This window comes from Flavobacterium sp. NG2, from assembly GCF_034119845.1.
GTDB lineage: Bacteria > Bacteroidota > Bacteroidia > Flavobacteriales > Flavobacteriaceae > Flavobacterium.
The window spans coordinates 1,163,469-1,177,249 of sequence record NZ_CP139420.1 but is presented as its reverse complement, the minus strand read 5'-3'; the positions used below and the strand labels follow the sequence as shown (position 1 = coordinate 1,177,249).

14 protein-coding genes and 1 tRNA gene are annotated in these 13,781 nt (G+C 33.2%); 5 read left to right on the top strand and 10 right to left on the bottom strand.

The window, feature by feature from the left end; all coding sequences use genetic code 11:
• Positions 1 to 54 precede the first annotated feature (54 nt).
• Together pckA and SLW70_RS05045 are read right to left on the bottom strand one after the other, a co-directional pair.
• A complete protein-coding gene (gene pckA, locus SLW70_RS05050) occupies positions 55 to 1,653 on the bottom strand; it encodes a phosphoenolpyruvate carboxykinase (ATP) (RefSeq protein WP_320890954.1) in 1,599 nt (532 codons plus the stop codon).
• 63 nt (positions 1,654 to 1,716) lie between these two features.
• Entirely contained in the window at positions 1,717 to 2,103 is a 387-nt protein-coding gene (locus SLW70_RS05045; protein ID WP_414458246.1) for a DUF423 domain-containing protein, read from the bottom strand.
• 190 nt (positions 2,104 to 2,293) lie between these two features.
• On the opposite strand from SLW70_RS05045, the gene SLW70_RS05040 reads away from it, so the two are divergent.
• From SLW70_RS05040 to SLW70_RS05025, 4 genes are all read left to right on the top strand, one after another.
• On the top strand, positions 2,294 to 3,667 hold the full coding sequence (locus tag SLW70_RS05040) for a saccharopine dehydrogenase family protein (RefSeq protein ID WP_320890952.1): 1,374 nt from the start codon (positions 2,294 to 2,296) through the stop codon (positions 3,665 to 3,667).
• A 397-nt stretch (positions 3,668 to 4,064) separates the two neighbouring features.
• Complete coding sequence (locus SLW70_RS05035; RefSeq protein WP_320890951.1) at positions 4,065 to 4,724, top strand: alpha/beta family hydrolase; 660 nt, start codon at positions 4,065 to 4,067, stop codon at positions 4,722 to 4,724.
• A gap of 216 nt (positions 4,725 to 4,940) precedes the next feature.
• The gene (locus SLW70_RS05030; protein ID WP_320890950.1) at positions 4,941 to 5,954 is read left to right on the top strand and encodes a glycosyltransferase; all 1,014 of its coding nucleotides are present in this window, start codon (positions 4,941 to 4,943) and stop codon (positions 5,952 to 5,954) included.
• A gap of 94 nt (positions 5,955 to 6,048) precedes the next feature.
• Complete coding sequence (locus SLW70_RS05025; RefSeq protein WP_320890949.1) at positions 6,049 to 6,795, top strand: polysaccharide deacetylase family protein; 747 nt, start codon at positions 6,049 to 6,051, stop codon at positions 6,793 to 6,795.
• 53 nt (positions 6,796 to 6,848) lie between these two features.
• Here SLW70_RS05025 and SLW70_RS05020 read toward each other — a convergent pair whose 3' ends face one another.
• Positions 6,849 to 8,237, bottom strand: coding sequence for a dipeptidase (locus tag SLW70_RS05020; RefSeq protein WP_320890948.1), 1,389 nt, complete (start codon positions 8,235 to 8,237; stop codon positions 6,849 to 6,851).
• Between the two features lie 162 nt (positions 8,238 to 8,399).
• Between SLW70_RS05020 and SLW70_RS05015 the strand changes: the two genes are divergently transcribed.
• Positions 8,400 to 8,481 (top strand) — tRNA-Leu (locus SLW70_RS05015).
• Between the two features lie 109 nt (positions 8,482 to 8,590).
• Here SLW70_RS05015 and SLW70_RS05010 read toward each other — a convergent pair.
• From SLW70_RS05010 to SLW70_RS04980, 7 genes are all read right to left on the bottom strand, one after another.
• Entirely contained in the window at positions 8,591 to 9,544 is a 954-nt protein-coding gene (locus tag SLW70_RS05010) for a transposase (protein WP_320891742.1), read from the bottom strand.
• A 13-nt stretch (positions 9,545 to 9,557) separates the two neighbouring features.
• Positions 9,558 to 9,920, bottom strand: a complete 363-nt coding sequence (locus SLW70_RS05005; protein WP_320888229.1) for a transposase — start codon at positions 9,918 to 9,920, stop codon at positions 9,558 to 9,560.
• A gap of 99 nt (positions 9,921 to 10,019) precedes the next feature.
• A complete protein-coding gene (locus SLW70_RS05000; RefSeq protein WP_320890947.1) occupies positions 10,020 to 10,433 on the bottom strand; it encodes a lipocalin family protein in 414 nt (137 codons plus the stop codon).
• Positions 10,434 to 10,526: 93 nt separating this feature from the next.
• Entirely contained in the window at positions 10,527 to 11,735 is a 1,209-nt protein-coding gene (locus tag SLW70_RS04995; RefSeq protein ID WP_320890945.1) for a hypothetical protein, read from the bottom strand.
• Between the two features lie 246 nt (positions 11,736 to 11,981).
• The gene (locus SLW70_RS04990) at positions 11,982 to 12,257 is read right to left on the bottom strand and encodes a helix-turn-helix domain-containing protein (RefSeq protein WP_320890943.1); all 276 of its coding nucleotides are present in this window, start codon (positions 12,255 to 12,257) and stop codon (positions 11,982 to 11,984) included.
• A gap of 95 nt (positions 12,258 to 12,352) precedes the next feature.
• Positions 12,353 to 13,174, bottom strand: coding sequence for a hypothetical protein (locus SLW70_RS04985; RefSeq protein WP_320890942.1), 822 nt, complete (start codon positions 13,172 to 13,174; stop codon positions 12,353 to 12,355).
• Positions 13,175 to 13,283: 109 nt separating this feature from the next.
• Complete coding sequence (locus tag SLW70_RS04980; RefSeq protein WP_320890941.1) at positions 13,284 to 13,574, bottom strand: hypothetical protein; 291 nt, start codon at positions 13,572 to 13,574, stop codon at positions 13,284 to 13,286.
• Between the last annotated feature and the right edge of the window lie 207 nt (positions 13,575 to 13,781).

The following is a 13,781-nucleotide window of genomic DNA, read 5'->3' as shown; positions in this document are numbered from 1 at the left end:
AAATAACATCTATTTTACTGAAAAACAACTTTTTGTGTTATTATGAATGTGCCTTTAAACTTTCGGCGCTCCTGACAAAATTTCGTCGTTGGCAAACTCCTTGAAAGGAGCAAAATTAGCTTTAAATTTTTCTGCTAATGCTATGCTTTTTATATCATACAATTCCTTATCGTTCCAAGTGTCTCTAGGATTTAATACTTCACTCGGTACATTAGGACAAGATTGTGGAATCGCAATACCAAATACGGGGTGATTTTGATAATTAACTTGGTCCAATTCGCCACTCAAAGCAGCATCAATCATAGCACGAGTGTATTTTATTTTCATTCTGCTTCCAGTTCCATATGGACCTGCTGTCCATCCAGTGTTTATTAACCAAACCGTTGCCTCATCTTCTTTTATTTTTTGACTTAACATTTCGGCATAGCGTGTGGGATGTAATGGCATAAAGGGTGCGCCAAAACAAGCTGAAAAATTAGGCTGGGGCTCAGTAATTCCTGTTTCGGTACCCGCTATTTTAGCTGTATAACCAGATATAAAATGATAGGCAGCTTGACCAGGAGTCAAACGCGCAATGGGAGGCAAAATTCCAAAAGAATCAGCAGTTAAGAAAAAAATATTCTTTGGATTACCTCCAACAGAACCTGGCTGAATATTGTCAATATGTTCAATAGGATAGCTCACACGAGTATTGGGCGAAATAGAAATATCGCTAAAGTCTACCTCATTAGTTCCTGTTTTAAAAACTACATTTTCGATTAAAGCTCCTTTTCGTATGGCTCTATAAATATCAGGTTCATTTTCTTCAGACAGGTTGACAACTTTGGCATAACAACCCCCTTCAAAATTAAAAACAGTATTTTCTTTAGTCCAGCCATGTTCGTCGTCACCTATCAATTTTCGTTTAGGATCAGCCGAAAGCGTCGTTTTTCCAGTTCCTGATAAACCAAAGAAAATAGCAGTTTCACCATTTTGCCCCACATTAGCACTGCAATGCATCGATAAAATTTTTTCTTTAACAGGAAGTATAAAATTCAAAGCCGAAAAAATTCCTTTTTTGATTTCGCCCGTATACCCCGTTCCTCCAATCATTACAATTTTTCGACTGAAATTCAATAGCGTAAAATTTCCTTGACGGGTTTTGTCTATTATCGGATCAGCTAAAAAACTCGGAGCGCAAATTACGGTCCAATCGGTTTCAAAATGCTCTAATTCGTCCTCATTTAATCTTAAGAACATGTTATGACAAAATAAATTTGACCAAGCTGTTTCGGTAATAGCCCTAACATTCAGTCGGTATTTAGGTTCTGCACACACATAAGCATCTCTTACAAATAATTCTTTATTTGATAAATAGGAAGTGAGCTTGTCATACAAAGCGTCAAAATCATCAGATTCAAAAGGGATGTTAACATCTCCCCAGCAAACTTCATTTTCAGTAATGGCATCTTTGACGATAAAACGATCTTGAGGCGACCTTCCGGAGAATTTACCGGTATGGATAGCGAGTGCTCCAGTTGAAGTTTCCTTTCCTTGTCCTCTAGCGAGGCATATTTGATGTAAGTCTTCGGCAGATAATTGATAATGTATTTTGGCGTTTAGAATCCCTATTTTATCCAAATCAGGGATTTTTTTGGTGGTATTGCTGTCCATAAATAGTACCTTTTAAGAATGAGAATTCATACTTTAAAGATAAGGATTTATGAGCAGAATAGCTTATGATTTGCTCTTAAAATAATTGTATGCCAGCATTCCCCAACCAATAATTATGAATAATCCACCAATGGGAGTTATGAATCCGATAGTCTTAAAATCAAAAGGAGTTAAGTAGTTTGTAGCCAAACCATAAATAGAACCCGAGAAGAAAATTACTCCTATAACAATCAGGTAAAAAATAGTTTTTTTGGTCTTTTCAGTCAGTATTTTAAAACTTGGCAGCAGTAATAAAAAAAACGCTTGATACATTTGATAGCGAACACCTGTTTCAAAAGTAGCCAACAATTCAGGAGTTAAGATTTTCTTCAAAGCATGAGCGCCAAAAGCCCCTAAAATTATTGCTATCATTCCCATTAATGCACCAGTGCCTATTATCTTTTTATCAATCATGATTTTTACTTAATTTGAATAACAAAAGTATTGTTTTTACCGCAAAGACGAAAAGAAAAATTTTACCGCTAAGACGCTAAGACACGAAGAGAAAATAAGATAGCTATTCAAAAAACTTTGTGTCCTTTGCGCCCTTTGTAGTTAAACCCCAAAACTTATTTTGTATTTTTGTTAAAAAGGCAATTCCATGATACAATCCAACCACAGAACTATTTTAATCATCGGTGCAGGGAGATCAGCTTCTTCTTTAATTCGGTATTTATTAGAGAAATCAGATGAGGAAAACCTGCATCTCGTTATTGGCGATTTATCATTGAAACTAGCCCAAAAAAAGACGTTAAATCATCCTAATGCTTCAGCGATTGCCTTAGATGTTTTTGACGAAAGTCAACGCAAACAAAACATTCAAAAAGCCGATATTGTTATCTCCATGTTGCCAGCACATTTACATATCGAAGTGGCGCGAGATTGTATTTTATATAAAAAACATTTAGTTACCGCTTCTTATATAAGTAACGAAATGCAGGCTTTGGATAGCCAAGTAAAAGCCAACAACCTGATATTCATGAACGAAATTGGGCTTGACCCAGGAATCGATCATATGAGTGCCATGAAAGTAATTGATGAAGTACGTGAAAAAGGCGGAAAAATGCTATTGTTTGAATCTTTTTGTGGCGGACTTGTAGCCCCCGAATCCGATACCAATTTATGGAATTACAAATTCACTTGGGCACCACGCAATGTGGTTTTGGCTGGACAAGGCGGGTCGGCAAAGTTTATACAAGAAGGGGCTTATAAATACATCCCCTATTGTAATTTATTTCGAAGAACCGAATTTCTTGCCGTTGAGGGTTACGGCAAATTCGAAGCTTATCCTAATCGCGATTCCTTAAAATACCGTTCCGTTTACGGACTCGATGATGTCCTGACCTTATACAGAGGCACTATTCGACGTGTTGGATTTTCCAAAGCTTGGCATATGTTTGTACAACTCGGGATGACTGACGATAGCTACACCATGGAAAACTCTGAGAACATGACTTATCGCCAGTATGTCAATTCATTCTTGCCTTATCACCCTACCGATTCAGTCGAAATCAAAATGCGTCTCATCCTTAAAATTGACCCAGACGACATTATGTGGGACAAACTTGTAGAGCTCGATTTGTTTAGCCGTACTAAAAAAGTAGGCCTAAAAAATGCTACACCTGCCCAAATTCTCGAAAAAATCCTCAGCGACAGTTGGACCCTCAAACCGACTGACAAGGACATGATTGTGATGTATCATAAATTTGGTTTCGAACTCTACGGTAAAAAACAACAAATAGATTCCAAAATGGTTTGCATTGGCGATGATCAAACCTATACCGCCATGGCAAAAACCGTTGGACTACCTCTAGCCATGGCCAGCCTACTCATCCTTAATAAAAAAATCACCACTCCAGGTGTGCAACTGCCCATACATAAAGAAGTTTACCAACCTATTCTCAAAGAACTAGAAAACTACGGCGTTATTTTTCACGAAGAATATATGCCGTATTTTGGGTATCAATTACAGTAAATTTTCTCTTGGGCGTGTCACCATTCTATCAAGGGGCCACTATCCTTTATGCTTATAAGGCCCCTTGATAGAATGCTGTCGGGCTATCCGCGCTACTTTGGTAGCCAGCTCCTATCCCTCACGCAAACGAATGGGTTATCAACTACTTTCAGTATTATTAAATTGTTTAACTACCTAAGCAAACGCTGTTAGACCTAAATTAGCATTAGAACTCGAACCTGTTAACGTAAAAAATCAATATAAACCAATACGTATTTTGGATTAAAAAAGCTACAAAAACACCCCCCTTTTCATTTATAATTTTAAATTTGTAGGATGAAAATTATATATTTGCCCAGTTGACAGCGCTATAAGGCACTTAATTAGCTAATAAAGAGTGAAAAACTAATTTCTCAGAATGAATTCTTCAAAAAAAATCCTATTAGTGGGTCGCGATAATTGGCAAAATGACGATGAATTAAACTTATTGCTATATGAATATTTAAGTAAATCAAAGCATGAAATTATTTGGGAAGACCCAGCTGGAAATTTACTTTATCAATTTATACATATTATAGACCAGCAAAAATCGATACCTACTACTATTAAAAAAATTCTAATCCACTGGACTCAGTTTATTTATCGAGCTTTCTATCATAGTTTTATAATTATCACAAGGAAAAACGTAATGGTCCATCGTTCTCAAAAATTAAAAAAAGTTATTTCGAAATTGGGAGATGAAAAAGATATTGTCATCCTTTCAAGATCATCAGGAGGCCGACTTTCTTCCCTAATCGCTGATGAATTAAAAGTTAAACACATTATCTGCCTTGGCTATCCTTTTCAACATCCTGAAAAAGGAGTAGAACCCGAACGATATGAACACCTAAAATATTTAAAAACTCCAATGTTAATTCTTCAGGGAGAACAAGATGAATATGGTGGAATTGAAATTAAAAACAAGTACGAACTAAGCCCTAGCATTAAAATGTCTTACGTGGCTACTGACCATGAATTTAAGTTGTGTGGAGACGGCTGGAATGAGGTTTTAACTCAAATCAACCATATTTTAAATTAAAGACTACACTATAAAAATAGCTATTTACAAATATTTTTAAGTTTTTTTTAAGGTCGCTCTTAAGCTATATTGAAGTTTTGACGAATACTTTCGTTAAATAAATTATTCATTATGCGCTTATTACATTTTACATGCTCAACTGTCTGGAGAGGTCATGAGCAAATGATTATAGACATTTATGAGTCATTAAGAGACCATGATTTAGTAAATAACCAAGTGATAGTGTGTCCTAAGAATTCCAGAATATTCGAAGTAGCCACACAACGGAATTTACAAGTTGTAGGCATTGATTATAAATCTCAATTTAGTATAAAAACAGCAAAACAATTAAAGAAGATTACAAGGGATTTTAATGCAAACATAGTACTTCTCCACAATAGTAAATCACATACTTTAGGAGTTATTTCATCTTTATTTTGCGGTCTAAAAACTCCAATGATTTTGTTCCGAACAATGATTAAAAATATTGGAACCAATTTTTTAAACAAATTCAAATACAATTATAAAGGAATCTGTAAAATCGTTTGCATATCTGACCCTGTAGTTACTGAGTTAAAAAAGGCAATAAAAAAGAGTGAAAAACTAGTAGTTGTAGGGAGCGTTGTAGATACAGATAGGTTTATTGGAGAACATAAAACAGGATTTCTTCATAGAGAATTAGGCATACCATTAGACTATAAAATAATAGGAAATGTTTCGGCCTTTGAAAAAGTTAAAGACCATTACACATGGATTAATGCCGTTGAAGAACTTCACAAAAGAGGACTAAAAGCAAAATACGTACTAATTGGCGAAGGCTCACTAGAAACTTCAATCAAAGAACTAGTAATTTCAAAAGGATTAGAAAAAGAGGTTGTATTTGCTGGTTTCAGAAGCGATATACATAAATGCATACCCGAATTTGACTTATTTTTATTTACCTCAAAAAATGAAGCCACTGGCGGGGTGATTTTAGAAAGTTACGCCTCTAGAGTTCCAGTTGTAGCCGCAAGAGCCGGTGGAATACCCACTGTTTTAATAGATAATGAAACTGGCTTACTCGCGGAAGTTGGAAATCCAATTGATTTTGCCGACAAAGTAGAACAATTGCTAAACTGCGAAGTATCACAGCAAAAGTATATTCAAAAGGGATTTGATTTCTTAATGAACACCTCAACCCGAGCAATTATAGGCAATAAAATTAATGACATTTTAAATCAAGTAGTAATAAGAGAGTATTCTGGCGCATAATTTAATAGGTATGTTGTATTTTTTAAGTGGGTTATTTTTATTGGTCGTTGTATCATTTTTATTTTTTCTAAATATTCAATTCAAGATATTTTATTTGTCAAGACAAAAATTAAGGATTCTCGAGTATCATTCTATTTCAACAAATGGTTTTGTAGATCAAATCACAATAAGAAAAGAGGATTTAATAGCACAATTTGATTATTTAAAAAAGAATAATTTCACAACATTGTGGCTGTCTGAAGTAGATGAATTTATTAGTAAGCAGAAGCCTTTACCACCTAGATCAGTAGTACTTACTTTTGACGACGGTTTTTTGGACAATTATACGATTTTGTATCCATTACTTAAACAGTACGACTTTAAAGCTGTTTGCTTTGTTGTTTTAGGAAGAATAGGCCAAAAAATAGATTGGAGTGGCAAATTTATAAATGAAAATGAAAATATGGTTCTAATGAATAAAGAGCAATTAGTAGAAATAGGCTCTCATATAGAACTAGGGTATCACTCTTTCAAACATGATAATTACGCCTTACTTTCTTTAGAGAAAATCGAAGAAGATTTACAACTTTGTCAAGAGGTAATAGCGAGAGAACAATTAAATATATTTCCTGCTTTAGCTTATACTTATGGCGGATATTATAGAAAAAACAGCGGTTACCAATCTGATTTTTTCAAACTATTAAAAAAGTACGGCATTCGCTATGGATTAAGAATAGGAAATAGAATTAACATATTACCCTTTAAAAATAATTATGAAGTACAACGTATCGACATTAGAGGTTTTGATAGTTTAGCGGTTTTTAAACTAAAAGTTTGGTTGGGAAGAAAAAAGTTTTTTTAGAAGCCGCAAAAAAATTCCGCTCAATTTGAGCGGAATTTTAATTTATAGCTAGTTTATTTACTCAACTCAACAAAGTATTTATAAAACAACGGTATGGTTTCAATTCCTTTTAAGTAATTAAAAATCCCAAAATGCTCGTTGGGAGAATGTATTGCATCACTGTCGAGCCCAAAGCCCATTAAGATGGTTTTGCTTTTTAATTCTTTTTCAAATAGAGCTACAATTGGTATACTTCCTCCAGAACGTACAGGAATAGCAGGTATCCCAAAAGTTTCTGTATAGGCTTTATTTGCGGCTTGATATCCAATACTATTAATTGGAGTGACATAGCCTTGACCTCCATGATGTGGAGTTACTGTAACAGTAACACCTTCAGGAGCAATATTTTTGAAATGTTTGGCAAATAAGGCCGTGATTTCCTCCCAGTCTTGATTGGGCACTAATCGCATCGATATTTTGGCGAAAGCCTGACTCGGAATCACTGTTTTTGCACCCTGTCCAGTATATCCACCCCAAATCCCGTTTACATCTAATGTTGGTCGAATAGAGTTCCGTTCATTTGTTGTATAACCTTCTTCGCCATAAACAGCCTTAAGATTTAGCGCTTTTTTATAATCTTCGATATCAAAAGGAGCTTTAGCCATTTCAATACGCTCATCAATTGGCAAATCTTCCACTTTATCATAAAAACCAGGTATCGTAATATGGTTATTTTCGTCATGAAGGGAAGCAATCATTTTGGATAAAATATTGATAGGATTAGCAACTGCCCCTCCGTACAAACCTGAATGCAAATCGCGGTTTGGTCCAGTTACCGCTACCTCAACATAACTCAATCCTCGAAGTCCCGTTGTAATTGAGGGCTGCTGATTCGAAATCATTCCTGTATCCGATATCAGAATAACATCATTTTGAAGTTTTTTAGTATTGTTTTCGACAAATGTTTTTAGGTTTACGCTCCCTACTTCTTCTTCCCCTTCAATCATGAATTTCACATTACAGGGCAAGCAGTCATTTTGCACCATATATTCGAACGCTTTGACATGCATATACATTTGTCCTTTGTCATCACAAGCACCACGTGCAAAAATAGCTCCTTCAGGATGGATTTCAGTAGTTTTTATTTCTGGCTCAAAAGGGGGCGAAGTCCAAAGTTCAATTGGATCAGCAGGTTGCACATCATAATGCCCATATACTAATACCGTAGGTAGCTTTGGGTCAATCATTTTTTCGCCATAAACAATAGGATAACCATCTGTTTCACATATTTCGACACTATCACAACCTGCTTTTTCGAGACTTATTTTTATGGCTTCGGCTGCGTCAATAACATCTTGGTTGAATGCGGGATCCGCACTAACCGATGGAATCTTTAATAATTCAATTAATTCGGCGATAAAACGTTCTTTGTTTTGGAGTATATACGTTTTGATGTTTTCCATTATTAAGTAAACTTTAGGTACTTTCAAAAATACAAAAAAATGATAACTATTTTTTTTTAATAAATTGCTTTGTAATTCGGAAGTTATGATTATATTTGCACCCACAAACGGTAGTTCACCGAACACCTCTTAAAAAAATTAAATTTTTAGCGAGGTAATTAAGCGGATATGGCGAAATTGGTAGACGTGCCAGACTTAGGATCTGGTGCCGCAAGGCGTGTAGGTTCGAGTCCTATTATCCGCACAAAAACCCTAACTATCATGTAGTTAGGGTTTTTTATTTTAAAACTTGCCCAACCGTTACCCAACGGATTAAAAAAGGATCAATCCTAAAACCTGTGGAGCGACAAAAATTAAGCATAAATATTAGTTAGCCTAAAAAGGAAAAACTCAATGTTTCTAACTCCTCTAAACTGCGACCTAAAAGCTTTTATTTTGGCATTGAAGGATTCTGCCGAAGCATTAGTACTTCTGTTGTCAAAATAGTTTAATATGTTTTGATAATGATTGGTTATGGTTCGAGATATTGTGTTGAAAGACTTAAATCCTGATTGATTTACTTTTTCATGCCATTTGGCCAGTCTAGTAAAAGCAATTATTTTATCAGTTGTGTTTTCAAAGATATTGCGTAAGTCTTGTGTTAGATTGTATGCTTTATGAATATCGGGATATAAATTGAATAATAAGTCCGCACGTTCTTTTTGGTTCTGAGACCATTTTGATTTGTTTTTGTATAAAAAATAACGACTCCTAGCTAGTAGTTGTTTGAGGGTATCGCCGTTGGTTAATATTTTTGGTTCATACTTCGTTTTGCTGCTTTTAGCTTGTTCCATTGCTTCGTTTTCTTGGTCTATAGCTTTCCATCGGTGTTTAATTCTGATCTCTTGCAAAGCTTCAGTGGCAAGTTTTTGAACATGAAAGCGGTCGGTCACTTGTATTGCTTTAGGAAAACATTTTTTAGCAATTAATCCCATATTACCAGCCATGTCCAATGTTATTTCATTAACTAGGTTTCGTTGTTTAAGAGGGATTTTTTCAATAATTGCAATTACTGTTTCTGCTTTTGTTCCAGCAACCATCGCTACTATAGTGCCTTTTCTACCGTTAGCAGCTTTGTTTGTTAAAACGGTGTAAAGCTCGCCATTAGAAAGAGAGGTTTCATCAATAGATAACCGTTTTCCAATGTTTTCAGGAAAAATAAGCCATTGTTTCGCATGTGCTTTTTGATTCCAGATTTTAAAATCACTTAAGAAATCCTTGTATTGATATAGTAGGTTTTTGCCTTTGACACCATAGAAAGAGGCGATAGCATTACAATCATTAGGCTTTGAATCTATTGATTTCTTTTAAAAAAGACGCAAACTCCTGTGTTACCCGAGTTCCGTCTGCTACTAAATTCCAATCTCTAAATACAACTTGTCCAGTATCTTCGTTAAGCCATCTTCTACGAGTAATGTGTAGGTACACTTGATGTCCACGTATTGGAAAATCTTGAACAGTTATCTCATCAAAAAAACCTTTTGAACTTAATTTGTTTTGACGGTATTCTTTTGGAATCGAATTAATCTCTTTTAAGTATAAATGAAGAATTTCTTCACCTTTTTCATAAGAAGTAAGTTCAAAATAATCAACGATAATTTCTGGCAACAATAACTTGAGAAGTTCAACTAAGGAATCTTTCATTTGCATTTAATTTAAAACACAAATATCGAAATTTAATATTTCCCCACAACTTTTTGACTTGATCCTTAAAAAATCTATTTTTTCCTTAATAAATGCTTTTTATTTTTTGTAAGTTTCAACAAGGGTTCCTTCATTCGGTATGATGCTTTTTAAAACAAATTTGACAGATGTTAGTTCTATAATTTGATAATTGGTTGTAGTACCTGATCCATACCATGAAATTTTTAAAGTTGTATTATTCAATAAATAGGGGCCAGTTTCAATAGTATCCGGACCATAGGTTGTGTTAGAAGTTTTATTTTGATAATAAAAATTTGCTATATTATCTGATGTTAATACTATTTTATAAGAAGAACTAACATTTTCCCCATCTAGTTTAGCATTATCAAGTAACCATGTGCCTGATAGTTTACTTACATCGACAGTTGATGAAGTTGTAGAATCGTTGTCATTGTTTGAACAAGAGAAAAGTGTAAATATTAAGAAAGCGAAAATTAAAATTGATTTTTTCATAATTACAAGAATTTAATTTTAAGTTATTTAATATGTTCTCTTGTAAATATTTGATTATTAAACGACAACTACAATACCCACTTTTAGTGATTTTTAAAAACTTAAATCAGAAAACATATTAATTTGTTGAAGAGGATAAATTCGATCTTGTTTGCGTTTTTGATTGCTTTTTGCGTTCCTGATATTATGTGCGATCTCTTTTATCTGTGTTTCGTAGTCCGACGACGACCAACGTTTTGAAAGATAACACCGTTTGATTTGTTCAAATACTTTCGGATCATTTTTATAATAGTGTTTCAGTCCTGTATGGGATAGTAAAACACTATTGTCTTTCTGCATAGAAATATTAATTTTTGTTACCTGACAAACTACACGATTTGACAATATAGTTAAAGGGTCAATTTGCGTAGTATTGATATTTAGTAAATCTATTTTTTTGCTTAATATTTCGGTGGTTTGAAACTGTAATTTGTCAGAACTTCGAGCAGTTAAATTTTTAAGTTGTTTTCTATGGTAATTAAATAAGTCCTTTTTGTTATAAGAAAGTAATTCAGTCCAAAAAAGTGGGTTTTTGTAATTGCTTAAACTTCTACTTTGTGAGTTAATTGTATTATCATAGAAAAGTATATTATTGAACTCTTTTAGTAATTCATTTTTGAACTTATATAATCCGTAATTTTTTAAATTGTTGAGGTTGTAAATACCTAAATTATTTAATTTTTCCATTTTGGTATATTTAATCTCAAAGCGCATTATTTCAGTTTTAATCTCAAACCCTTTTGATTTGTAATGTAGTGCCTTATTGTAGATTTTTATAATATATTGCGAGTGTTGAGCCTGTTTGTATTTGCCTTCGTCTGAATTATGTTTGTATTCAAATGGTAAGGTTTTGTGTAGGAAACAATAGTTTAGTATTTCGTTTGTTGCTATTGGGGGGATTATGTTAATTCCTATTTCAAGACACTTCAAAATGCAGTTTTCTAGTTGTATCTTAAATTTGTTTTCCAAGTCTTTTAATACCCATAAAAAAGCTTCAAAATTGAAGTCATTGAAATTATGCGCTCCGTCGTTCCAATACTTATGTAAACTGCCTGAAAGTGTAATTGTGCCAGTATCGTATATGATGAACTCTAAACCGTTATAAAATGCGTTTTTAAAGGGTGTATTCTTATTGCCGTACCTGTTTACTGTCTTAAGTTCTCCCGTTGATAAATTGATATTATCATAGAAATCCAATAAGGGATTTGCCTCTAAAATAGAGTGAAGCTGATCCTTAATAATAATTTTTATGAAGTCTACCAATTGATTATATTTGTAGTATGTTTTGATATTGCCTGTTGGAACGAACTTTTGAACAAAGTATAAAACGAGAGCCTGAACAACTCTCGTTTTTTTGTGTTTTCTCTTGGCTGAAAAAATGATTAGTTAGAATTGATTCCTATTCGTTTAAGTAATCTTATCTATAATTTATCTGATATTGGATTGCATTGTTTTAATCCAGAAATAAGGTGTTGAATAGGGGGTTTGTTGCTATAACGTTCCATAGTCTTAATCGTTTAAAGGTTTAAGACTGGACTCTATTTCAGAACGTAAATAATATACACGTCCTGAAATTCCATAAGCACGGATTTTGCCTGAACGTGTCCAATTATGGACGCTACTTATGTCTACACCAAACATATTGGCTACATCTTTTCTGGAAAGATATTCTTTTTGGGGTTCGGGTTTGAAGTGTTTTAGAAATTCGTCTAAATGGGCTTTTACCTCGTTGGCGATTTCTTTTTTAAACTCGTTGGGTGTTGTGATGATTTGAATTGCTTCCATTTTACAAAGTGATTTATAGTTTTACATTGTAAAATTCATTCTAATTCAATTGAACCTCGTTATTGCACTAGTGCAGGTTTTGGTGCAGGTTTTTATTAGTGTCTAGATTTGAAGAATTCGTAGTGTTTTTCTAAGAAATAAGGACTCATTTGTATGTTTTCCAAAGTGCAATAATCATATACATTTTGCAATGTTTTTTCACTTCTGAAAATGTTATGCTTGGATTCTATATCATTTAGACTATCGTTAACGTATTGCCTCGACAGGTCTAAGTATTTAGCTAGTTGGGTAGGATTTTTGAATTCTTTTTCATCATAAAAATATTTTGTAATATGATAACCTTTTGATTTATCAACTTCCCTTTTGATTTGATCTTTGGCGAGTAATAAACCGACTTTAAAGGGAATAGTTTCTGTATCTATGGTTTTTTTTATAATTAAAGAATTTAAATTTGTTTCAATTTGATTTAGTGTCTCTTTTTTGTTCTCTAGATACTCAATTTTACGAACGAGATTGTTTATTATAACTCGTTTGTTTTCACTATCTACTTCTTTGTTTAATATTTCCTGCTCTAAGGATTTTTTACAATATTCTACTTTATTTATTAAAATAGAATTGTTTGGCTTTTCATTCCAGTTTAAATAAAAATTTTCTAATTGTTCTTTAAAGAAAATAATTTCACCATCACATTTTTGTTTTTCATTTATAGTGTTTTCTCTAGCTGATAAAAACCTACTTTTCTCGCTAAGTATAAAATCAATTTCATCTACATTACCATATTTGGAACTAAACTCATTTAAAATCTTATTATAGATGTATTTATATTCATTAAGAGTCAAAGGTGTGGCGTCTGTTAAATTGTCTAAGTAGGTTTTTATAAAACCGTATTTGTCTTTTGAAAAATCTAATGTACTCATTTATTTGTCAGAGATATATTTGAAAATTTAAATGTCTTTCTTTTCTTGAATACACATTTTTTCTACTCATTAATATCAATTTTTGTCTGTTGGTTTGTTATTGAAAATTTCAATCATCTTGTTTTTTTAACATGCTAGGAATTAGAAATAGTATTATTAGAGAAGAACTTGCAATAGCCCCGTAAGAAAAACCTAGCTCTTTATTAAAAGATGTTTTTTTATTTACGAGACTACCATTTTTATTGAATTCATCATACTTTTTCTTCGGAATTTCAAAACCACCCCCATCTGTGATAACAAAATAGGTTGTTGTTTTGTTTTGTTGTAGGTTTCCTGTAATAGTGCCTGTTAACATGCCTATTGCAAAAGCGAAAATTATTTTTGTGACTAATTTGTTCATTCTGTAGTTTATTTTGTTCTTAAAGCTGGTGAGATATGGTTATACACTATTTTTAGGGGCTTCTTTTGATAAATGAAAGTCCTTTTGTTTAAGGGGGTGGATCTGTTTTTTAGTTTCTATTTTCAAAATATTTTCAACTTTTAAGTGTTTCTATAGGATAGTCTCATAAGGTGTATTAAATATGTTATTCAAATCTAATGAATTTGT